The sequence below is a fragment of the Nannocystis sp. RBIL2 genome, from assembly GCF_026626745.1.
GTDB lineage: Bacteria > Myxococcota_A > Polyangia > Nannocystales > Nannocystaceae > Nannocystis.
Map to the genome: position 1 here is coordinate 1,562,359 of NZ_JAPNJW010000001.1, position 20,440 is coordinate 1,582,798.

Consider the following 20,440-nt stretch of genomic DNA (forward strand, 5'->3'; position numbering starts at 1 on the left):
CACGATGGCCGAGACGCCGTGCTCGACCTCAAGCGCGATCTGGGCCGAGAACCCGCGCAGCAGCGAGGCGGCGACGCCGACGAAGCGCGCGCGGCGGGGCCTGCTCGAGCGTGAGCGTGGAGGTGCCGGCCCTGGCGTCGTGCTCGCCACGGGCGCGCACGATCGGCGTGGTCGCGGCCGTGGGCGTCGACCAGCGCGGCGGAGGTCGTTCACCGCGCTGTTCGCCCACGTCGCCCCCGTGCCCGCGCAGCCGCGACGAGTGAGACCCCGAAGCCGGGGCATTCGCAGTACGCTCGCCCGCGATGGCCGAACGCAGCAAGCAGACGCGGGCGAGCGCGCGGACCTTCGCGCTGGTCGCCGGCGCCGCGCGCACGGCGGTGGTATTTCGTCGCGGGCCGAGCAAGCAGGTGCAGATGCTGCGCTGGGACCTCGCGCGCGACGTGGTCACGCCGGGCCAGTGGCTCTCGGGTCGCATCTACGACGAGCGCTGCGGCATCTCGCCCGACGGCCGGCTGGTCGTCTACTTCGCGGGCAAGTTCAAGACCAAGATAGCGACCTTCACGGCCGTCAGCCGCCCGCCGTACTTCACCGCGCTGGCCCTGTGGCCCGACGGCAGCACCTGGGGCGGCGGCGGTTTTTTTGAAGGCAACCGCAGGCTGATCCTCAACTATGGCCGGGTGATCACCGAGCTCCATGACCACAGCACGGTCCCGCCCGACTTCGAGATCAGTCACATCACGGAGTATCGCGCACGGCGCGGCGCGAACACCCCCGAGTCGTCGCAGGGCTGGACGCTGACAAATCGCGGCGTCGACGGCGTGCCCGGCCCGGATTCGACGATGCGCGTCGTGTTCGCCGAGCCGTGGACCTTCGAGAAGCAAAACCCGGTGCATCGGCGCTTGACCCTCGAGCGCAGCTGGCTCGGCATGTTCGAGGTCAACGGCCCGGGCAGCGTCTGCAGCTATCGCCTGGTCGAGCGCAGCGGCGCAATCGAGCGGTCGTCCGAGGCGCTGGGTCAGCTCGACTGGGCCGACTGGGACCACGACGGCTCGCTCCTGTTCGGCGCCGACGGCTGCCTGTTTCGCCGCTCGATGGTCGCCACGCGCACCGGCGGCCGGCCGTCCGCCGCGCGCATCGCCGACCTGCGCGCCAGCGTGTTCATCAACGTCTTGCCGCCCGACAGCGCGCGCGAGTGGCCATAAAACGGGCGCCTGATGATAGTTCCGCACGTCGCACGTGAGCTCCCCGCGATCACGGGGGGCAAGTGTGTTCATCTCGGGGCCGGTGTCTCGGGCTGGTGCTCGCGCGCGTGGGGCTGCTCGACCGCGTGCCACTTGTGCTGCGGCGAGGTCCCCATCACCGACACGGACGCAGCGCCGCGAACGTGGCCAGCTCGCGCCCCCGCCCAGGCCGCGCGCGACCGGATGCCGCATCGGGTGGTGTCGCTTCGGTGCTCATCCGGACAACGGTACCAGGCCTCGCGGCCATCAGCGCCTCCGGCCCACCCACAGCGCGAGGCCGAGCGAGGGCAAGGCCAGCAGATCGCTCGGATCACGCACCAGCGCGACAGGCCCGTGCGCCGGCAGCCCCCTGCCCAGCGCCAGCGCCAGCCCCGCGTCGAGCGGGAGCCGCACCAGCCCCATGGCCCACGCCACGGCGATGTTCGCCGGAGGCCAGGTCTTGGCCAGCGCAAAGACCAGGCCCGTGAGCACCGCCAGCGCCCGCAGCCTCCGCGGCGAGGGCCCGCGGTAGCGCCCCGCCTGGCGCAGCCCAAGCTCGATCCATGCGTCGAGCAGCAGCGGCGTGAAGATCAGCCCGGCGAAATCGGACAGCTTGCCCGTCGCAAAGCCTGGGTACACACGCTTCGCCCAGTGATCGTTGAGCAGCAACACCGCGACCGAGGCGAGCGCCGCGGGATGCAGCAACCCCTCGCCCGCTCGCCCCAGCCTCACGGCGTGGGATCCACGCGCACCGTGATCCCCGCCCCCGGAGGCACATCAGTGCCGTCGCCCCTCAGCGACGCAGACACCGTCGGCTCGACACGTACTGTGCCGCCGACCCCCTCGGCGCTCAGCGTGAAGCGCAGCTCGCAGGGACCTTCCGGTGGACACTTGGGCGAGTAAACCGTGGTGCTCACGGACACCTGATCGGTGGTCCCCGTGGACGGCGCCGGCGGATCGGCGGCTTGCCCCGCCGGCGACTGGAGCGACAGGCGTACCTGCCCCGCGCCGCCTGCTGTCGGCGTTTTTGTCGTCACGCGGACCGTCACCATCCAGTCGGAGATCGACTCACCCGGCGCCGTCGCATGCGCCACCGCAACCACGATGTTCGCCGACTTGCTCGACGATGGCGCCACCTCCATCGGCGCCCCGGTGGCCGATGAATTCAGGTACCAGCGCGGCTTCGATGTCGCCATGACCGACACGGAGGCGACCAGCAGCGCCGCGAACGTGGCCAGCTCGCGTCCCCTCGAAGGCCGCGCACGGCCAGTCTCCGCTTCGGACGGTGTTGCTGCGGTGTTCATCTCGGCAACAATACCTCAGCGCCTCCGGCCCACCCACAGCGCGAGTCCGAGCGAGTGCTTGATGTCGGCCTCGTCGGCACCGACGATCTGGAAGGTCTGCTCCTCACCAGTGTCGTTACTGCTGAGCTTCACCGTTGCGCCGAACTGGATCTTACTCCCGGACATGAGCCAGCCTTAGCAGGCTTCGAGCGTCGCCTCAACCCGCCAGCGCTCGCTCGCGGGCGTTGTGCTCCTGAATCTCGCGCCGCTTCTGCGGGGCGGCGTCGCGCTCGGCCCCGACGTGATCACTCGTGCCCGTCGCAGAAGACAGCGCGTCCGTCGAGGTCGAGGAACACGCCCGTCCGCGGGTCGGCTCTGGGGACGCGCGGGGCTGGTCGCCGCCCCGTCGCGGGCGTTAGGATGCTTCATGGATCTGCAGGGACTGCTCGACCGCCAGCCAGAGCTCGCCGCGCTGTTCGCCCCACCCGCGGAACCGGGGGCGGTCGCTGCGTTGCAGCGGGAGCTCGGGCTCGCTGTCCCCGACGCCTTCCATGCGCTGTACGGGCTCGCCGATGGGTCCGTCGGTTGCGAGTCGCTGTACGCCGCGCGCCACTTGCTGGCCGACGACGGGCTCGTGCTGCACTCGCTCGCGGAGGTGCGAGGCTGGAAGCGATTCTGGGACGACCTGGCACGCGATTTCGCTGCGCTCGACGAGGCCGAGCGGCAACTCGTGTTTCACCACGCGTTCTGGCACCCCGACTGGATACCGCTGGCGCAGAGCGGGATGGACGACGTGTATGCGCTCGCCACGACGCCCTGCTTCGGCGGCCCGGCGCACCAGGTCGTGCGCTTCAACACCAAGGGCGACACTTGCTGGGAGGTCGTCAGCCCGTCGCTCGCGGCCTTCGTCGGGCTGCTCGCCACGCTCCTCGAGCGCGGCGAGCCGGGCCTGCCCTCGTGGAAGCTCGCGCAGCTGTCGCCGTACGCGCGGCGCATCGAGCTACTCCCGATCACCGTGGACCGGTTCGAGCGCGAGGGCGTGCTCCTGGCCGACGTCGCCTGTCCGCCGCCACGCCCGCCGACGCCCTCGCTCGGAGCGCTGGCGAGACGGGCGGCCGAGGAGCACGGCGTCGACGAGGCCGCCTTGATCGAGCGAGTCACCGCCGCGGCCCGCCGTGCGATCCCGATCGTGTTCGGCGAGGGTCGTCGGGTGGAGGCCGGCTTCGAGGACGAGACCGGCGAGCTGCGATTGTGGTGCGTGGTGACCGTCACCGACGATCTGCAGCGCCCGGGGCTCGAGATCGACGTCGCGGCCGCGAGCGAGGTGCTCGGTCCGCTCGATGTCGGCGACGAGCTGTCACTGGTGGTCCCGTTCCGTGACGATCCGACCGAGGAGGCGGCGGCCGCGGAGCAGTCCCGGACGTATGGCGCGCTGCTGGCGTGGGATGACGACTGGGCGCGGCGGCTCGACGAGTGGCGCGCCACCTACCGCGAGCTCGTCGCCGGGGCGCTGCGACAGCCCTGACGAGGGAGTCGATGCCAGCTGGGTCAGCCACTGCAGCGTGATGCGGCATCAACCCATGGGATACCTGCTGTCAGTCCCGCGAGCTGCCGGCGCACGAGCGCCCGCAGGTGCGTCGCCCGCAGTCTACCAGCGACCCCGGGCCTGCGGCTCGGCGTTCCACCCGACCTGCTTCCCACCTGTCTCGGCGGCCGCTTTCGGCCCCGAGGGCTGGGTCCGGCGGTGGGGCCAGGCTGGCACCCGAGCCCGGATGCGCGGCCAACACGATCTCCCGGTGGCCCCGACGCCGCGTTCGTCCCTTCCCACCACACCGCAAACTCTGCCATCCTCGGGCGATGAGGCGCTCGCCGATTGTCCTCGCCGCCCTCGCCGGGGCGGACCGCACGGTCCCGCGACCGGGCGCCGACGCGGAAGCGCCGGCGCCGGTGGGAGGGGTAAAGGAGCGATGCGGCACCTGTACAAATGTGGCGACGGCGTGTGCCATTGCTTTCAATGGGGCCTCGACGCCCGCCTGAACGCTCTGGGGTTTCCCCGGTCGGACGACCCGGAGGGCGAGGCGCGAGACGAGGTGGCGCGTGCCCGCCAGCGGGAAGAGCTCATCTATCTCTTCTCCGGCCGCTGGGAGCTGCGAGAGGAAGCTGCAGCTCTGCCGCAGGAGGTCCTGCAATCATTGCAGGAGCAGGCGCTCAAGAATACGCAGACATATTGGCCTTCGCTCGATCCGGCCGCGTTGGCGACGCGAATCCTGTCGGTGAGCACGATCGAAGGTCGGGTGTCCGCCGTCGTCGAGGTCTGGGACGGCGAGCGCCAGCTCCACAAGACCTACTTGGACGTTCCGCCGCGCCCCCCGCGTCGACGCCCCTCGTGGTGGTTGTGACCGGCCGCGACGTCGCTCCCGTCGTCGCACGCGCCCAGAGCGAGCGAGAGCGCCGACGAGCGCGAATCGCCGTCGCCACCTCGCGGATGGCGACGGCGATGCTCAGGGCAGGCGCGCGAGGACGGCGGTGGCGATCGCGGTGAGCCGTGCGGGGCCGTCGTCGTGGCCGTGGAGGGCGGTGCGGGCCAGGCGGCCGATGACCTTGAACTCGTGCTTGCCGGGCGGGTCCTCGAGCAGTTCGTTGGCCAGGGCGAGGGCCCTGGTGTGCTCGCCGTCGCGGGTGAGGCCGTCGGCGACGAGGGCGCTGCGGTACGGCCAGGCCGCGAGGTCGACGACGCCGAGGCGGTCCTCGTCGGCCTCGCGGGCGCGGCCGGGGATGAACGAGACGACCTCGCGGGCGAGCTTGTAGTCGTGGCCGAGCAGCGTCCCCACGGCGCGTTCGACCTGCTCGACGGCCTCGCGCACGCGCTCGACCTCGCCGGCCTCGCCGAGTCGGAGCAGGAGGGGGAGCAGGAAGGCGAGGTGACCGGTGTCGCGACCGGCGACGACGGCTTCGACCTCCCTGGCGACGCGCTTCGGGGTCGGCGGAGCGCGGCCGGGGACGACGCGGAAGCTGGTGGCGAACGCCTCGGCGTCGCGGCGGGCGGCGGCGAGGAGGTCCGCCGAGGCGGCCGCGATGGCCGGCGGACCGCCGCAGCGCTCGGCGGTCCACTCACGGACCCAGCGCTCCACGGGCACGATCATGCCCTCCATGTAGTCGTTCTCGGCGCTGGCGCCGTGGGCGAGGATGTCAGCGTGCCAGGCCGGGGGTATGTCGCGGAGGGTGAAGGCGATTCTGGTGGCGAGGGCACGTCGTGCGTACCCGGGGGCGGTGTCCTCGACCATGGCGAGGGCGCGGACCGGGTCCGCGGAGAGCTCGACTGCGAGGGGGTCGGGCCAGATCGCGAACTCCTCGCGGCGGGGGGCGACCCCGACGCGCAGGGCGAGAGCGCGGGCCTGGGCGGCGCGCTCGCTGGCGCGGCGGGGGTCGGGGTCCAGGGCGGCGTACCAGGCGAGGCGCTCCGCGGCGCGCGCCTGGTCGAGCCGCTCGACGACGGCGTAGCAGCGGTCGTGCTCGCCGGCCCACCACCACAGGTCGTGGAGGACCTCCGGGATCGCTGCGGCCCAGGCCTGCTCGACGGCCTGGGCGAAGTGTTCGGCGAAGCGCTCGAGGATCGGCTCGTAGACGTGATCGCTGCCCGGGGCGGGCTCCCCCGCGAGCCAGCCGACGCAGCAACTGACGGCGTCGGCGACGCCGCGGAACCTCGGCAGGCCGGTGACGTCGCGGCGGGTGTCGACGGCGCGCAGGAGGGCGGTCCACGCGTCGTCGTCGTTGCGATCGAGGCCGCGGATCAGGGCCGCGATCGCGGGCTTCTCGGCGGCCTTCCAGGGCGCGTAGAGGTCGTCGGTCCAGAGCTGGAGGTGGCGCTCGGGGTCGAGTCGCTGCAGGTGGCGATCGAGGATCGGGACGTGGCGGTCGCCGACCTTGTAGCTGGCGAACATGTCGCCGAGCACGGCGCTGCGGCGGGCGAGGTTCTCGCGGGCGCGGGCGACGGTGGTGAAGCCGGTGAGGGTGGCGCGGCCGCCCCGGCGAGGCATGACGTGGAGGTCGTCGGGCTCGAACAGGGCGAGCCAGGCGAGCGGGACGAAGCCGCGGGCGTGGGCGATCTCGGGGAAGCGCGGGGACTTGTCGGCGTGCGACGGCCTGGCCGCGTCGACGGCCATGAGGAAGCTGTATGCGGACAATCTGCGGCCTTTGCGATGGGGGGCGCAGACGATCGGACGGCAGCCCGCGCGAGTCAAGCGCACTGGCAGGATGTCCCTTCGGACTGCATCGGCTCATGCGTGATCGAGACAGATGGATGGGTCGACGCTTCGCGCTGCACGACCTCGGCGATGACGATGACGACGAGGCGTGAGCGGAGCGCGTGCATGGCTGGCTCGCGCGCTCGAAGCCGGCGCGCCAGCGCCTGAGCAACCTCGCCGCCCACTCGCGCCCGGATGCGTGCGGTTCTTCATGCCTGGGGGTCGCCATCGCGCCCAGGGCCGTGCGACCCTTCACCAACCTCTTCTCATCCCCGGACGCCCTCGACCTCCTCCGACCCACCCTACCCGCTTCTTCGACTGCATGGCGTTTTCGGCGCCCGTCATCGCTGGCGGGCTCCCAATTACGTTCACTCCAACGCGGTCAGCGTCGTCGGTCTCGACAGGCTTTGGATTGACTTCTCACCCCACACGCCGTCGCCCGTGAGCAGATCCGTCGAAGTCGAGAGCTCCTTATGGCGCGTACGTCCAAGACGACCAAGTCCCCCTCGCCCCGACGATCCACGCGAACGCTCGAGAGGCTCGCTAATCTCGTTCCCCATCCGCGCTACGGCACCGAAATCGTGCCCTCCGGGCAGGTCGGTGACGACGACGTGATCCCCGGGCCGCCGGAGTGGTCGAAGGACGTGACCTTCCCGGAGACCGCGATTCCCGCCGACGTCCGCAAGCAGAACTTCTCGACGATGTCGCATCTGCATTGGTACGTGGACACGCTGCGCGACTGCTGGATGTGCAAACGGCCCTTCCTCTTCTTCGCCCGGGAGCAGCAGTACTGGTTCGAGACGCTTCGCTTCCGCGTGGAGGCCGACTGCCACGAGTGCGTCGAATGCCGCGCGAGCCTGCGTACCGTCCGGCGGCGACTGAAGCGCTACGGCGAGCTTGTCGGCAAGCGTGAGCCGACGGACGAAGACATGCTCGCCCTCGCTAGCGACGTCGCGTTTCTGTGGACCCGGGGCCTCCTGCGCGACGAGCAGCGCCTTCGTCGGATCAGAAACCGCGCGCTTCGCCAGGTACCCGACGGCGCCGCCACCCGCGCGCTCGACGAGCTCGTGGCTTCGCTACCGAAGCCGTAAGACCGACGGCGGCGCAGAGGTGGCGCGGCTGGCCCGGGGGTCAGGTGCTGGTGATGATGATGCTGTCGTGGTTGCGCTCGGGGAGCACCAGCAGCTCGATCACGTCGCCGGGTTGCCAGCGCCCGGCCACCGCCGGGATGATGGTGTCGACGCCGCGGTGAGTGGCGCCGGCGTGGACGAACTCGTAGGTGACCTGGATCCACTCGGTCTTCTGCACCTGCAAGATGCGCCCGGATACCGGCACGCCGTGGAGGAAGAACGGGCGGGCCCGGGTGCGGCGTGCGTTGTAGAAGATCCAGAAGACGAGCGGGGCGAGACCCAGAGACATCAGGCCGAGCAGCACCATCAGGCTCCGCTGGGCCGCCGAGAGCGGCTGCGACGGGGGGTGGTCGGCGAAGAGCAGGCGGACGGGCGACAGGGTCACCTGGTCGAAGCGGGTCCGGAGCTCCCCCGTGAGCGCCCGAGGGGTCGGTGCCAGGGTCGACGTCGTCGGCTGGACCCGCGCGAGCGCGATAGTCCCCGACGGCGCCGCGCCGCCGTGGACCGGGGCGAGCAGCGCCTCGCGGACCTCCCTCGCCGACTGATAGCGGGCCGACGCAGTCGGGGCGAGCAGCCGCGCGATCACCCCGCGCAGGACGGCGCCGCCCGGCAAGTCGAAAGGCACCTCGATCACGCCGTCGCGCGAGGCGAACTCCGACGGCGGGCGGCGGGTGATCAGGTGGAGCAGCGTCGCCCCGACGGCGTAAAGGTCGCTGGCAGGGCTGGCCTGGCCCATCGTCTGCTCGATCGGCATGTAGCCGAAGGTGCCGACCACCGTCGAGCCGCCCTCATCGGCCCCGCGGAACACGGTGCGCACGGCGCCGAAGTCGACCAGCGCCGGCGCGCCGTCGGGGCGGAGGAGGACGTTCGCAGGCTTGATGTCGCGGTGCAGCACCGGCGGGACGCGGGCGTGCAGGTACTCGAGGATGTCGAGCAGGCCGAGCGCCACCCGCAGCAGCGCGGCCGGGTCGAGGCTGGCGCCGTCGACGATCCGCTGCTCTAGCGAGACCCCGTCGATGTACTCCATCACGAGGTAGGCGCTCAGCGCGTCGCCGGCGGTCTCGCGCAGGTGATCGAAGATCTCGGGGATCCCGTGGTGACGCAACGACCGCAGCGCCGCGGCCTCGCGCTCGAACAGCTCGAACCCCTTCCAGCCGCTGTCACCGTCGGTGCGCAGCTGCTTGACCGCGACCTCGCGGTCGCTGGCGGCGGTGTCGACTGCGAGGTAGGTGTGCCCGAACGAGCCGCGTCCGAGCGTCCGGACGATGCGGTAGCGACCGGCGACGACGTCGCCCGGCGAGAGCCTGCGCCCGCCGCGTTGCGGCGGGGGTTCGGGGGCGCTGCCATCGGCGAGCACGGAGGCCGCAGGGTAACATACGTCCCGCGACCTCGCGGCGGCGAGAGCCGTGAATCGTCGACCTCGGCCAAGTGCGACAGACGGAGCTTGACCCACTCGACGTCTGCCGGGCGCGGCTCGCCGCCCGTTCGTCAACGCTCGGCGAAGCTGCGCCACGTGAGTATCGATCTGGGCGAGTGCGTCGGCGATCGTCGGTGCGACGGTCGGTTCGTCCTGTAGCGATGGCCCACGCCCTGGCTCGAGATGCAGGCGATCCGCCCGCTGGCACCTGCCGAGCCCGGCGATGACGCCTGAGCCCGCTGCGGCCGCGCGCCGATCGATCGCGGCCGCGCTCCCGCGCCGTCGATCTTCGCGCGAACGCGGCCCGATCACATACACCGCGAAGTGCAGGTCGCCGATATGTAGACTCGACGTCCGGGGCACCATTCCGAACATCTTGCCGACATCCCTGCGGTTGTGATTGCCGACACATTTTTGCGCGGGCGTCCGCGAGGCCATATTGCGGACGACGCGGACGTGATAGGGTGCTGTCATGGTTACCCGGAATGGGTGGAGTATGTTCTGTCTGGCCGCCGCGCTTATGGCGTGCGGGGACAGCGGTGCCGGCGGTTCGGCGGCGGAGAACGGCACGGACACGACAGGCGGCCCCGGCGGCACGACCCAGGGCGCGCCGACGACCGGCAACCCATCGCTATCCGACACCGGCTCCGGCAGCGCTGGCGAGTCGGACGGCAGCACCGATACCACCCCGACCACCGGCCCCGCCGCGACCACCACCGACACCGGTGACACCAGCACCGGGACGGTCGCCACGACCTCGGTCGACACGACCTCGGTCGACACCACCGGCGATACCACTTCGGCCGACACCGACACCGGCGATTCGACCACCGGCGAGCCCGACTTCTGCGCCGGCGAGGGCAGCATCCTGCTCCCCGGCGAGACCGACAAGTGCACCGGCGACCTCGGGGAAAACACGTTCACCTTCGCCCTGTGTTCCTGTACGAACTTCACGACCGCCGGCATCTTCACGGTCGACGCGTTCAACAGCGGCGACAACATGCCCCAGCCGCTGCACGGCGGCTCCGTCGGCATCAACGGCAACTATACGACCGTCGCGCTCGCCGACATCGGCGGCACCCTGTGGGTCGACGGCAAGGTCAGCACCGTCGCCGCCCACGAGGTCGGCGAGATCTTGCAGTGCGGCGGCGACGTCTCGGCCACCGTGCTCTCCCACGTCAACGAGGACGCGTTCGTCGAGGGCAACATCGGCGGCCTGCTCCCGCTGATGACCATCGACGGTGACCTGCACCAGCCGGTCGGCAAGGTCAACGCCGGCGCGAACGTGCTCGGCCAGACCATCAAGGGCCCGGTCTCGGTCAAGACCCCGTGCGACTGCAGCAACCCGATCGACATCGCCGGCATCGTCGAGGGCTACAAGATGGACAACGACAACGAGCTCGCCGGCATCGATGCCGACGAGCTCGCCGACCTCGTCCTGCCCAAGCAGATCGAGCTGCCCTGCGGCGTCTACTTCTTCACGGACATCGAGCACCTGCTGGCCCTCAAGATCAAGCTCACCGGCCGCACCGTCATCGCCGTCGAGGGCGACCTCACCAGCATCGGCCTGTTCGACTTCGAGCTCGGCCCCGACGCCGAGCTCGACCTTTTCATCAAAGGCAACGCCTCGTTCGCCGACATCGCCACCATCGGCGACACCCAGCGCCCCGCGGCGTTTCGCATGTACGTCGGCGGCGTCGTCACCTTCGCCAGCCTGTTCACCTTCGGCGGCAACCTCTACCAGCCCCACGCGGTGTTCAACGCGGGCGGCCTCGCGGAAATCTGGGGTTCCCTGTTCGTCGGCGGCATCAACCTCCTCGGCGCCTTCGCCATCCACTACGACGAGGCCATCCTCGACATCGACGGCTGCGAACCCCCGGGCGGCGCGTGCTTCGACGGCGACGACTGCGGCAACCCGACCCCGACGTGCAAACAGGGCGAGTGCGTCCCCTGCGAGACCAACGAGGACTGCGGCCCGCCCCTCACCTGCCAGCCCGGCGGCGTGTGCTTCCCGCTCCCCGGCTGATCGACCGTCGACCGGACGACGGGGTCTGCGAGCGCCAACCCCGTCGAGCCGGTGGAGGCGACAGTCTGCAGCCCGCGGTCGCGGAGCGCGGTTTTCCGCCCAATTTCCTGGAAGGAGCTTGACACTCCGTTCCGGAATGCCATCCTGCGACCCGTGCCGAGACCCAAGGCGTTCGACCCCGACGACGCGCTCGAGCAGGCCATGCGCCTGTTCTGGGCGCGGGGTTTCGCGGCCACCTCGATGAGCGACCTGGTCGAGCAGCTGGGCGTCTCGCGCCAGAGCCTGTACGACACCTTCGGCGACAAGCAGGCGATCTTCATCGCCGCGCTCAAACGCTTCCGCGATCAGGTCGGCGCCCCGCTGCGTCAGTTCTGCGCGAGCGAGGAGCCGGTCCGGCCGGCGCTGCGCCGGCTGTTCGACGCTGTCATCGCCCAGGAGCTCGCCAGGGGCTGCCCGCGCGGCTGCATGATGTTTCACGCGGCCGTGGCCGGCGCGGACGCGGGCCCCGAGGCGGAGCGCCTGCTCGCCGACAACAACCTGGAGATCGAGCGCGGCTTCATCGACCGGATGCGCCGCGCCCAGGAGCGCGGAGAGATCGGCGACCGCCACGATCCGGCCGCGCTCGGTCGGTTCTTCGTCGCCACGCTCGCGGGTCTGCGCTTGTCCGCCAAGCAGGGCCAGAGCGCCGAGGCCCTGCGGGACGTCGTGCGCGTCACGCTCGGCGTGCTCGGCTGATTTTTTTGCTCGTTTCTAGAACGTTCATTCCAGCAAAACGCAAAGAGAGAGACCATGAGCAAGCTCGCAGGAAAAGTCGCCGTCATCACCGGAGGCAGCACGGGCATCGGCCTCGCCACCGCCAAGCTGTTCGTCGCCGAGGGCGCGCACGTGTACATCACGGGTCGGCGGCAGGCCGAGCTCGACGCGGCCGTCCGCGAGATCGGCGACAACGTCGTCGGAGTGCGGGGCGACGTGTCCAACCTCGCCGACCTCGACCGCCTGTACGAGCAGGTGCAGCGCGAGAAGGGCCGCATCGACGTGGTGTTCGCCAACGCCGCGACGGCCTCGTTCGCCCCGCTCGGCGCGATCACGGAGGAGCAGTACGAACGCGAGTTCGGGAGCAACGTGAAGGGCCTGCTGTTCACCGTGCAGAAGGCGCTGCCGCTGCTGGTCGAGGGCGCCTCCGTCATCCTCAACGCCTCGATCGTGGCCAGCACGGGGTCTGCGGCGATGAGCGTGTACAGCGCGACCAAGGCGGCCGTGCGCTCGTTCGCCCGCACCTGGACCACCGACCTCAAGGATCGCAAGATCCGCGTCAACGCGATCAGCCCCGGCCCGATCGACACACCCGGGCTCAACGGCCTCGTGCCGGCGGACCAGGCCGAGGGGCTCAAGGCCAACTTGGCCGCCAGCGTGCCGCTCGGGCGGCTCGGCAAGCCCGACGAGATCGCCAGAGCGGCGCTGTTCCTCGCCTCCGACGACAGCACGTTCATCACCGGCATCGAGCTGTTCGTCGACGGCGGCACCGTCCAGGTGTGAGGCGCGCCGCGCCTTGCTGCGCGACGACATTGCGGGCGCAGGTCGTCGCCGGATCAGCCGGGTTCGACGCGGGACAGACGGCGTCCGGCCAGGCTGCGGGGTTGTTGAGCTCGTCGCACTCGAACGACTTGCCGACGCCGACGCCGGTGCCGTCGATGGCATCATCCTCGCCCCTGTCCTTCGTCGTCCCGGCGACCCGGGCAGTCGAGTGGGTCGCCTTCGAGGCGGCTCGAGCGTGGGGGGCTCACTCGCAGATGCCGAGGAACTGGCACGTCCAGCGGTCCTGGTCGGCGTCGAAGGCGCAATACTTGTCCTGCGGGCAATCGCCGCTGTCGGAGCACTCGTCCTCGAGGGTGGGGCAGAACGCACCGATGACGAAGCCGCAGAAGAACTCCGAGCCGCGGCAGCCGCACTCGCCCTCGCAATCAGCCTTCGAGGCGCAGTTCGCCGGCATGCACGTATTTTTGAGGTACAGGTCGCCGCCGACGCCCGGGTGGTCGCCGGCGCATACGCAGATCTGGCCCCCGGAGCAGTCGCTGTCGGACATGCATTGCGCGACGCAGCCGCAATCGCCCCAGATGTTGGCGCAGACCTGGCTGTCGGGGCAGTCGCCGTCGGTCGCGCATTCGCCCCCCTGGCCCTCGCACTTCGGCCAGAACACCTCGTGCGCGCACTCGAGGGCCTCGTCGCGATAGATCACGGTCCCGCCGTTGCAGAAGAGCCAGCCGGACTCGATGTCGGTCAGCTGGTGCTGCGCGTCCTCGAAGAAGATCGGCTCGCAGTCGATCGGCGCCTTGCAGGGGACTGGATCGCCGGAGTCCCCGGTCGTCGAGCTCGATCCGGTCCCGGACGTGGAGGTCGAGCTCGTTCCGGTCTCGGACGTGGTCGTCCCGGACGTGGTCGTCCCGGACGTGGTCGTCTCCGTGGGCCCCGTGCTCGTCTCGAGCGAGGTCGAGCTGACCGAGACCGACCCGGTCGACGACGTGCCGGTCGCGGTCGAGGTCGACTCGGCGACCGTGTTTGCGGTCGGGTCGGCCCCACTCGATGTCTCGGAGCCTCCGCTGCTGCTCGTCGGTGTCCCGTGCGTGGCGCCGCCGGAGCTCGACTCCGTGGTGTCGCCCGCGGTCGCGTCGGTCGAGTTCGCCGAAGGGCCGCACGCCGGGACGGACGAGACGAGGCACCACAGGCCGAGGCATGTCCTATTGAAAAAAGAGAATGAAAGAGCGCGAAGGCTTCGTGAGGCCATCGACCCCTGCAGATGTTCGCGGCCGCCACGGATAAGGAATTCAGCGAATCGGCGTCCGGCCCGGCGGAGGACACGGGGTATCGATTGTTCAGCTCGCAGACGATCAAGGTCGGCTGCTTCCCAAACGATCCTTCGCTGCGCGCCGGATTCGCCGAGCCCATCGATACCGACGTCGGCACGGAGCCGGCTCGCGGGAAGATCATCTGGAACAATCCGCCAATCGAGGGGAGGTTCACCCCGCCGCCGCTCCGGCTCTCCGGCGAATACTTCGGCAGGCTGGGCAGCGGCGGCGAGCAATTGGGGTTCAGCTGGGTGGGCCTTGGGCGTCCGCATGCGACCCTCGAACCGATTTTTAACTCTATTTGTCCGAGGACGTCAACCTACATCTGGCATACGATCTTCGGAGCCTTCCGCGCCAGGCCCAACGGGCCCGAGCTTGAAGTCCGCGATTTCAGCGGCAGTCGCTTCCCGTCGCATAAGCTCTTCGTGAACGAGACCGTCCACAAGAGTATCCCGCAGGGCTTCCTGGCGCGCCTGTGGGACGCTCATCCATCCGATCCGAAGCGAGTCGCCTGATTGTCCAGCGGATCTTTCACTGGGCGCGCACTCTGCCGTGCGAGTCGGCGCCCGATCACGAAGCCCAGAAGGCTCGGAAGCCCGAGGTACAGCACACAGGCGGGCATCAACACGGCGATCCACTGCAGGGAAGCCAGGGACTCGAACCCCTTCCATTCGTCCGCGTCGCCGGCCAGCAACGCGGGCACGGAGAGAAGGCCGACGAACACGACGAAGAACAGCGCCTTCGACACGCGCGATCCCGCCGGCAACGCCATCCCGAGCAGCACGCCGAAGATGCACGCGAGGGCGCTGTATACCCAGATCCCACCGAGGAAGTCCTCCCAGAGCGTGGTCATCGTCCTTCCCCTCGCGCGCACGGGCCCGAACGGTTCCTGCCGGGGTCTTCGCCAAACACCTTCGGACTGTAACCGACCCCGAAGCCCTCCGCAAACGCCGCCGAGTCCGCTCTTTCGGGAAGCACGAGCCGCCCGGTCTGCCACGCCAAGAGTGCCGGCAAGGCGCGGAGCCCTCGCGCCTGCTGGAAGTGCCTGGGCCCCGGAGGAGCGGGTGTGCTAGCGAGAAGCGTGAGGCGCTGCGGTCTGGCGCTCGCGCTGTGCCTCGCGTGCGCGGACACGGAGTCGAGGTGTGCGAGTCCGGGCGGTGGAAATCGCGGACCTGCCGTTCGGAATGCGCCGAGGTCGACGGTTGCTCGCTCGGATGCCTAGTCACGGCGGAGGGGGAAGATTGCTTGTGCATCCCGTCAAAGTTTTCTTATGACTGAGCGTGATGGTCTCCGCCGGCGACGCCACCGGACAATATGCATTGGCGTCACCATCCGCGTTCGGAGATGACGACGTCCTCGACGACCTCGTCGAGCCAGCCGACGACGGCGCGGCGAGCCAGTGGTCCAGGCACCCGCCAACTTCGGGTGGTGGAAGTCCGCCGACCGCTGAACCGGGCCCGCCGCCGCCAAGGCGACGGCGCGCTGTGTTCGCGGCGCCGCCAAAACGACGAACGCTCCCGGCGCACGTGTGCCCTGCTCAGGCTCCACGACTCGGGCCCGTTGCCGCCGCGCATCTCGGCTCGTGTGCCGTCGTAGGCCCGCCGCGAGACCAAGCTTTGGGGCCGCTGTCCGGCGGGCATGACCGAGCTCTCCCGCGCGCTGGGCTCGTCGTGTCTTCCGCCACCTGTCGGGTACCCTGTTCGGATGCTCGACCTCTGGCTCGTCCGCCACGCCGAGAGCCTTGGCAACCTCGACGGCAGCGAAGCGGACACCTGCCTGTCGCCGCGCGGGCAGCTGCAAGCCGCGGCGCTCGCCCCGGTCCTCGCCGGCGAATCTTTCGACAGCGTCCTCAGCTCGCCGCTGCAGCGGGCTCTCGAGACCGCAGCGCTCGCGCTGCCCGGCCGTGCCTGCTCCACGCGCCCGACCTCCGCGAGCTCGTCGTGCAGCCCGACCGTTTCGTCGACGTCTCGCGGCTCACGCCCGCTCAGCTGCGAGACATCCTTCGACCGCCCGCGGACGTGCCGCAGCTCGAGACAGGCAAACAGTTCATGACCCGCGTCCGGTCCTGGCTGACGGCCCTGCCCCCGTCTGGCCGTGTCCTCGCCGTCACCCACGCCGGCGTCGTGCGCGAGCTGCTGCGCGTCCTCTTCCCGGATCACACGCGCACGCAGCCGGTCGGGCACGCGGCGGTCTCTCGCGTGTCCATCACCGCCGGCGCGCCCCGCCTCGTGATGCTCGACGAGCGCCGCCACCTCGAGGCGCTCCGCCCCACCTGAGCGAGATTTGCGGCGACATCGCGGGCGACGACATCGAGCCCCTCGCCCTGCTCTTCCCAGATTATTTATGGCGATATCGAGTTCCCTCTCCTACGAGGCATCATATTCGTGTCTTTCTTGAGCAAGACAGTGTGCCTCCCGGGGCCCAGCCCCTCAAGGCAATGTTCCACACGTCGTGTAGCCGGTGTTTGCAATCCTCGTCCGTCATCCTGGGAGCGGCTAGCCCTCGGTGCGCTCCTCTTTCAGGGATGGGGCGGTGCATGGCCGGCATGCGTGCGCCGAGCTCGACCACGTCGACTGGGCTCTCGCGCGAGAGCGGCGTCGACAACACGGACGACCGCATAGCTCACCGTTCAGGCGAGTTCGGCGGATTGGCCCCTCTCATGCAAAGATAAGAGTCTGTCGCTCACGGATCATGGCTGGGCTTGCCCGATGAGCACGTTTCGGTCTTGCTCTCGCTGGATCCATCGAGCATACCAACACCATTCCCGGCGATGGTCGTCGGGACCAACCTCTTGGAGGTCCTGAAATGCTGCGCATGTCCCTGTGGAACTCAATCCTCATTGCGGCGATGGTCGCGGCTTGCGACTCGCCGGACGATGAGGCCCTGCTCGAACGATTGGACGAGGCGGAAGCAGGAAACGAAGCCCAGCGCGAGCTCACTCGTGGCGATGCGACCGAGGCGGAGGAGCGCGCGGGGGCCGAGGACCTGCTCGCCGAGGCGGAGCCCGATCCGGAGAAGCTCGACATCGACGACGAGCTGCCGATGGAGCTGGGAGGCGCGGTCGATCCGCTGTTGGGTCTCGAGAACGGCCAGGTCAAGGTCTTCAACCTGTGCCAGAGCCTGTCGCTGTATCAGTACAACCCCGCGTACCATGGTACGGAGGGCAATCCGGCCGAGGGGGTCGGAAACGGGAAGAAGTTGATCTGGCAGACGCTGTCGGGCACGCCGAACGGCTGGGCGACGGTCCTGAGCGCCGGCCAGGAGTACTGGGGTTGGCGCTACGCCCGCGTGGAGTGCCTGGGCGGCTCGTGGTGAGCCGCGCTCGAGCACTCGATGAACCCTCGACGAACCTCCCTACCGATTCAGGAGATCCCATGAAACCTGCACACACCCGCTCCAACAAGTTCGCTGCGCTCCTCGCCGTGGCCACGCTCAGCGCCGCCGCCCTGACCTCCGGGGCCGCCTACGCTCTGCGGTCCGCCAACACCAATGGCACCTACCAGATCTGCGCGGACACCATCTATCTGCGCAACGCGCCCAACGGCCCCGCGATCGACACGCTCAAGGGCGGCACCCACTTCGAGGTGACCTCGAACGCCGGCGGCAACTGGGTGCATGGCTACTCTTATTGGGCCCAGAAGTCGGGCTGGCTGCAGAACGGTTGGTTCTGCTGAGAGCCTCTGTCGAGGCTCGATCGAACCGTCGATCGTGCGAGGGCCGACGAAGGGCCAATACGATTCGCTGTACGTCCTGCTCGACATCGACAGCCGCTGCGCCTTCGGCTGAACCCTGGCGCGAGACCGCGCACGTTGCGCTCCTGGGGAAAAATCCGCCGCGCGGTGCCGTTCCATCGGCACTGCCGCTTGATCGAGTTTCCCAAGGAGGCGACTCTATACCGTGTCTCCATGGCTTCCGGCGCTGCTCGCCGTCCTGTCGCTCGGGGCGCCGCCGGCCCGATCCGGCCGCGACGCGATCGACGTTCGCTGGCACGCGCCGCCCACGTGCCCGGACGAGGCCAGCGTTCGCGCTGCGATCGAGCGCTACGTCCGACGACCTCTCTCCGAGATCCGCGATCGTCGGCTGTCGATCATTGCCACCGCGCATCCGGCCGAATCGCACTGGTCGCTGACGATTTACACCGTCACCGCCGAGGGGACCCAGGAGCGCTCGATCCGCTATGCGCACGGTTGCTCGCCGCTGGCCGACGCCGCCGCGGTGCTGATCGCCATGACGATCGACCCGCAGGTGCTCGGCCGCCTCGACGCAGCCGCCCTCGAACTCGTGACCAGCGGGCCCGACGCTGCCCCGCCCGCGGAGCAGCCCATCTCTGCTCCCAAGCCGCCCCCCGCGCCCCCGGAACCCCCCGCAGAGCGACCGCCCGACCCTCCGGTCGCGGCCCCCGTGGCGCCCGCCCAGCCCTCCGCGCCATCTGCGCCGCCGCCGCGGCGCCGCCTGACACCGCGCGCCGCGGTTCGCCTCGCCGGCAGCCTCGGCTGGGGTGACCTCCCGTCCGTCGGCGGTGGTCTCGGCCTCGCGCTGGCCCTGCGTCTGGGCCGGTTTCAGACCGAGCTGGCGGCGGGCGGCTGGTTCCTGCGCAGCGTCAAGCTCGCCCTCCCTGGCGCCTCCGGGGCCGTGTTCGACCTGTGGAACCTCAGCGTGCGCGCCGGCTACGTCGTCCCCGCCGGCCGGCGCCTCGAAGTCCCGCTGCTGCTCGGCCTCGAGGCGGGCCAGCTCCACGTCCGCGGCGTCCGGCTCGTCGGCCCGGACGAGGCCCGCACCCCGTGGTTCGCCGTCGTCCTCTCGCCCGGGCTCGCCATCATCCCGCGCGAGTTCATCGCCATCGTGCTCGGTCTCGACGTCCTCGTCCCCGTGACGCGGCCCCGGTTCGTCGTCGAGGACGCGAGCGAGATCTTCCGCCCGCAGCCGATCGGCCTCCGCGGGTCTTTGGGCCTCGAATTCCGCTTTCCGAACCGGCGCTCACGATCGCGTTGATAATTTTCCCGGTCTCGCGGAACCAAGGACCGTGCCCTCCGCCGCCGCGCTCGCGCAGCTCGAAGCGCTCTACCGCGAGCACCACGGCTACGTGTGGCGCAGCCTGCAGCGCCTCGGCGTGCCCGAGCCCCACGTCGCCGACGCCATGCACGACGTCTTTCTCGTCGTCGCCCGGCGCCTGCACGAATTCGAGCACCGCGCTGCCATGCGTACCTGGCTGTTCGCCATCGCGTTCCGCGTCGCTCAGGGCTTCCACCGCGACCGCCAGCGGCAGTCGCAGCGGGAGCAGCCCCTCGACGATCCCGACGCAGGTCCAGCCCCTGGCACCTCCGTCGACAACTCGATCGCCCTGCACCAATTGTTGCAGCGGCTCGATGACGACAAACGCGCCGTCTTCATCCTCGCTCACCTCGAGGGCATGACCGCCGCCGAGATCGCCACGGTCCTCGGCCTGAAGGTCCCGACCGTCTATTCGCGGTTGCGGCTCGCCCGCGAGGCGATCGAGCGGGCACTGACCGACGCTCCGTCCCACTCTCCGCGGAGGGCCCAGCGATGAACCGACTCGGCGAACGTCTGCAGCCATTGATCGACGCCGAACAGCGCTGCCCCGGCCCGACCCCCGAGGCCGTCGCCGATTGCTGGGAGCGGATCGCCGCCGACGTGCAGCGCGGCAGCTTCCCGGCGCTCGACGTCCCGCCTCCCCTGCCCCCGCGCAGCCCGCTCCTATGGCTCGCCCTCGTCGTCCTTGGCGCCGGCCTCGTCGGTGCCGTCGCGTATGGGTCGCGCACCGCCGAGCCCGCCCCGGTTGCCACGGTCGCTGTGCCGACGCCTGCCCCCGTTGCCCCGATGCTCCCCCCGCCGCCTCCGCCTGCGCCCGTCCTTGTGGACACTCCGGCCCCCTTGCCGCCGGCGGAGCTCTCCGAGCCCTCCAGGCCCGCAGAGCCCGTCAAGCCCGTCGCCCCGAAGACGCGACCTCCCCGCCCCACGCCCGCCGTCGAACAGGACACCTTCGCCGCCGAGCTGCGCCTGCTGGCTCAGGGCCAGGCCGCGCTGAATCGCCACGATCACGCCGGGGCCCTGAAGATCGCCGACCAGTATCAGAAGACCTATCCCAAGGGACATTTCATGGAGGATCGTGACGCCCTGCGCGTCGTCGCCCTGTGTGGCGCCGCCTCGCCCAGGGCCGCGACCGCCGCCCGCCGCTTCCTCCGCGCCTATCCGAGCTCCATCCACGCGGCCCGCGTCCGTGACGCATGCGCCGTTCCGTCCGACAACCCTTGATCTT

The 20,440-nt window shown here is 70.2% G+C and carries 21 protein-coding genes and 1 pseudogene; 15 read left to right on the plus strand and 7 right to left on the minus strand.

Translation table 11 applies throughout. The annotated features are described in order from the left end of the window. The first annotated feature begins 302 nt into the window (after positions 1-302). Positions 303-1,202, plus strand: a complete 900-nt coding sequence (locus OV090_RS06145; RefSeq protein ID WP_267702543.1) for a hypothetical protein — start codon at positions 303-305, stop codon at positions 1,200-1,202. Positions 1,203-1,487: 285 nt separating this feature from the next. Here the strand turns inward: OV090_RS06145 and OV090_RS06150 are convergent, their stop codons facing one another. From OV090_RS06150 to OV090_RS06160, 3 genes and pseudogenes are all read right to left on the minus strand, one after another. Next, on the minus strand, positions 1,488-1,892 hold the full coding sequence (locus tag OV090_RS06150; protein ID WP_267702544.1) for a hypothetical protein: 405 nt from the start codon (positions 1,890-1,892) through the stop codon (positions 1,488-1,490). Between the two features lie 56 nt (positions 1,893-1,948). After that, positions 1,949-2,524 (minus strand): hypothetical protein, encoded by a 576-nt coding sequence (locus tag OV090_RS06155; RefSeq protein WP_267702545.1) that lies wholly within the window; start codon positions 2,522-2,524, stop codon positions 1,949-1,951. Between the two features lie 57 nt (positions 2,525-2,581). Continuing rightward, positions 2,582-2,689: pseudogene (locus tag OV090_RS06160) on the minus strand (GreA/GreB family elongation factor); the annotation flags it as partial. Between the two features lie 241 nt (positions 2,690-2,930). On the opposite strand from OV090_RS06160, the gene OV090_RS06165 reads away from it, so the two are divergent. After that, positions 2,931-4,028: an SMI1/KNR4 family protein gene (locus OV090_RS06165; RefSeq protein ID WP_267702547.1), complete on the plus strand. Its 1,098-nt coding sequence runs from the start codon at positions 2,931-2,933 to the stop codon at positions 4,026-4,028. A 442-nt stretch (positions 4,029-4,470) separates the two neighbouring features. Next, positions 4,471-4,902: a hypothetical protein gene (locus OV090_RS06170; protein ID WP_267702548.1), complete on the plus strand. Its 432-nt coding sequence runs from the start codon at positions 4,471-4,473 to the stop codon at positions 4,900-4,902. A 102-nt stretch (positions 4,903-5,004) separates the two neighbouring features. Here OV090_RS06170 and OV090_RS06175 read toward each other — a convergent pair whose 3' ends face one another. After that, the gene (locus OV090_RS06175; protein WP_267702549.1) at positions 5,005-6,666 is read right to left on the minus strand and encodes a hypothetical protein; all 1,662 of its coding nucleotides are present in this window, start codon (positions 6,664-6,666) and stop codon (positions 5,005-5,007) included. Between the two features lie 662 nt (positions 6,667-7,328). On the opposite strand from OV090_RS06175, the gene OV090_RS06180 reads away from it, so the two are divergent. Further along, positions 7,329-7,838 (plus strand): zinc-ribbon domain containing protein, encoded by a 510-nt coding sequence (locus OV090_RS06180; protein WP_267702550.1) that lies wholly within the window; start codon positions 7,329-7,331, stop codon positions 7,836-7,838. Positions 7,839-7,878: 40 nt separating this feature from the next. On the opposite strand, the gene OV090_RS06185 is transcribed toward OV090_RS06180, so the two are convergent. Further along, a complete protein-coding gene (locus tag OV090_RS06185; protein ID WP_267702551.1) occupies positions 7,879-9,234 on the minus strand; it encodes a serine/threonine-protein kinase in 1,356 nt (451 codons plus the stop codon). A gap of 532 nt (positions 9,235-9,766) precedes the next feature. Between OV090_RS06185 and OV090_RS06190 the strand changes: the two genes are divergently transcribed. The 3 genes from OV090_RS06190 to OV090_RS06200 all read left to right on the plus strand — a co-directional run bounded on the left by OV090_RS06190 (position 9,767) and on the right by OV090_RS06200 (position 12,856). Further along, positions 9,767-11,320, plus strand: coding sequence for a hypothetical protein (locus OV090_RS06190; RefSeq protein WP_267702552.1), 1,554 nt, complete (start codon positions 9,767-9,769; stop codon positions 11,318-11,320). A gap of 153 nt (positions 11,321-11,473) precedes the next feature. Beyond that, positions 11,474-12,055, plus strand: coding sequence for a TetR/AcrR family transcriptional regulator (locus tag OV090_RS06195; RefSeq protein ID WP_267702553.1), 582 nt, complete (start codon positions 11,474-11,476; stop codon positions 12,053-12,055). A 54-nt stretch (positions 12,056-12,109) separates the two neighbouring features. Continuing rightward, positions 12,110-12,856, plus strand: a complete 747-nt coding sequence (locus OV090_RS06200) for an SDR family oxidoreductase (RefSeq protein WP_267702554.1) — start codon at positions 12,110-12,112, stop codon at positions 12,854-12,856. A gap of 244 nt (positions 12,857-13,100) precedes the next feature. Here OV090_RS06200 and OV090_RS06205 read toward each other — a convergent pair whose 3' ends face one another. After that, positions 13,101-14,102 (minus strand): hypothetical protein, encoded by a 1,002-nt coding sequence (locus tag OV090_RS06205; protein ID WP_267702555.1) that lies wholly within the window; start codon positions 14,100-14,102, stop codon positions 13,101-13,103. A 12-nt stretch (positions 14,103-14,114) separates the two neighbouring features. Here OV090_RS06205 and OV090_RS06210 point away from each other — a divergent pair, with 12 nt between their 5' ends. Beyond that, positions 14,115-14,678: a hypothetical protein gene (locus OV090_RS06210; RefSeq protein WP_267702556.1), complete on the plus strand. Its 564-nt coding sequence runs from the start codon at positions 14,115-14,117 to the stop codon at positions 14,676-14,678. On the opposite strand, the gene OV090_RS06215 is transcribed toward OV090_RS06210, so the two are convergent. Beyond that, positions 14,648-15,016 (minus strand): hypothetical protein, encoded by a 369-nt coding sequence (locus tag OV090_RS06215; protein ID WP_267702557.1) that lies wholly within the window; start codon positions 15,014-15,016, stop codon positions 14,648-14,650. The two genes, OV090_RS06210 and OV090_RS06215, sit on opposite strands and share 31 nt — an antisense overlap. A gap of 851 nt (positions 15,017-15,867) precedes the next feature. Here OV090_RS06215 and OV090_RS50510 point away from each other — a divergent pair. From OV090_RS50510 to OV090_RS06245, 7 genes are all read left to right on the plus strand, one after another. Next, complete coding sequence (locus OV090_RS50510; protein WP_346660353.1) at positions 15,868-16,215, plus strand: histidine phosphatase family protein; 348 nt, start codon at positions 15,868-15,870, stop codon at positions 16,213-16,215. Continuing rightward, on the plus strand, positions 16,104-16,439 hold the full coding sequence (locus OV090_RS50515; RefSeq protein WP_267702558.1) for a histidine phosphatase family protein: 336 nt from the start codon (positions 16,104-16,106) through the stop codon (positions 16,437-16,439). Before OV090_RS50510 ends, OV090_RS50515 begins: the two co-directional genes overlap by 112 nt. Before the next feature lie 538 nt (positions 16,440-16,977). After that, positions 16,978-17,478 carry a hypothetical protein gene (locus OV090_RS06225; protein ID WP_267702559.1) on the plus strand — a complete coding sequence of 167 codons (501 nt, stop codon included), beginning with the start codon at positions 16,978-16,980 and terminating at the stop codon, positions 17,476-17,478. A 59-nt stretch (positions 17,479-17,537) separates the two neighbouring features. Next, entirely contained in the window at positions 17,538-17,837 is a 300-nt protein-coding gene (locus OV090_RS06230) for a hypothetical protein (protein ID WP_267702560.1), read from the plus strand. 223 nt (positions 17,838-18,060) lie between these two features. Next, positions 18,061-19,155, plus strand: a complete 1,095-nt coding sequence (locus OV090_RS06235; RefSeq protein WP_267702561.1) for a hypothetical protein — start codon at positions 18,061-18,063, stop codon at positions 19,153-19,155. Positions 19,156-19,186: 31 nt separating this feature from the next. Next, entirely contained in the window at positions 19,187-19,711 is a 525-nt protein-coding gene (locus tag OV090_RS06240; RefSeq protein ID WP_267702562.1) for a sigma-70 family RNA polymerase sigma factor, read from the plus strand. Then, entirely contained in the window at positions 19,708-20,436 is a 729-nt protein-coding gene (locus OV090_RS06245) for a hypothetical protein (protein ID WP_267702563.1), read from the plus strand. The genes OV090_RS06240 and OV090_RS06245 overlap by 4 nt, the downstream gene beginning before the upstream one ends. Positions 20,437-20,440 lie beyond the last annotated feature (4 nt).

Bases quoted from the DNA above. Each gene is read 5' to 3' on its own strand.
- OV090_RS06145 (WP_267702543.1), top strand. From the start codon at position 303: ATGGCCGAACGCAGCAAGCAGACGCGGGCGAGCGCGCGGACCTTCGCG.
- OV090_RS06155 (WP_267702545.1), bottom strand. From the start codon at position 2,524: ATGAACACCGCAGCAACACCGTCCGAAGCGGAGACTGGCCGTGCGCGG.
- OV090_RS06165 (WP_267702547.1), top strand. From the start codon at position 2,931: ATGGATCTGCAGGGACTGCTCGACCGCCAGCCAGAGCTCGCCGCGCTG.
- OV090_RS06170 (WP_267702548.1), top strand. From the start codon at position 4,471: ATGCGGCACCTGTACAAATGTGGCGACGGCGTGTGCCATTGCTTTCAA.
- OV090_RS06175 (WP_267702549.1), bottom strand. From the start codon at position 6,666: ATGGCCGTCGACGCGGCCAGGCCGTCGCACGCCGACAAGTCCCCGCGC.
- OV090_RS06190 (WP_267702552.1), top strand. From the start codon at position 9,767: ATGGTTACCCGGAATGGGTGGAGTATGTTCTGTCTGGCCGCCGCGCTT.
- OV090_RS06200 (WP_267702554.1), top strand. From the start codon at position 12,110: ATGAGCAAGCTCGCAGGAAAAGTCGCCGTCATCACCGGAGGCAGCACG.
- OV090_RS06205 (WP_267702555.1), bottom strand. From the start codon at position 14,102: ATGGCCTCACGAAGCCTTCGCGCTCTTTCATTCTCTTTTTTCAATAGG.
- OV090_RS06210 (WP_267702556.1), top strand. From the start codon at position 14,115: ATGTTCGCGGCCGCCACGGATAAGGAATTCAGCGAATCGGCGTCCGGC.
- OV090_RS06215 (WP_267702557.1), bottom strand. From the start codon at position 15,016: ATGACCACGCTCTGGGAGGACTTCCTCGGTGGGATCTGGGTATACAGC.
- OV090_RS50510 (WP_346660353.1), top strand. From the start codon at position 15,868: ATGCTCGACCTCTGGCTCGTCCGCCACGCCGAGAGCCTTGGCAACCTC.
- OV090_RS06225 (WP_267702559.1), top strand. From the start codon at position 16,978: ATGTCCCTGTGGAACTCAATCCTCATTGCGGCGATGGTCGCGGCTTGC.
- OV090_RS06230 (WP_267702560.1), top strand. From the start codon at position 17,538: ATGAAACCTGCACACACCCGCTCCAACAAGTTCGCTGCGCTCCTCGCC.
- OV090_RS06245 (WP_267702563.1), top strand. From the start codon at position 19,708: ATGAACCGACTCGGCGAACGTCTGCAGCCATTGATCGACGCCGAACAG.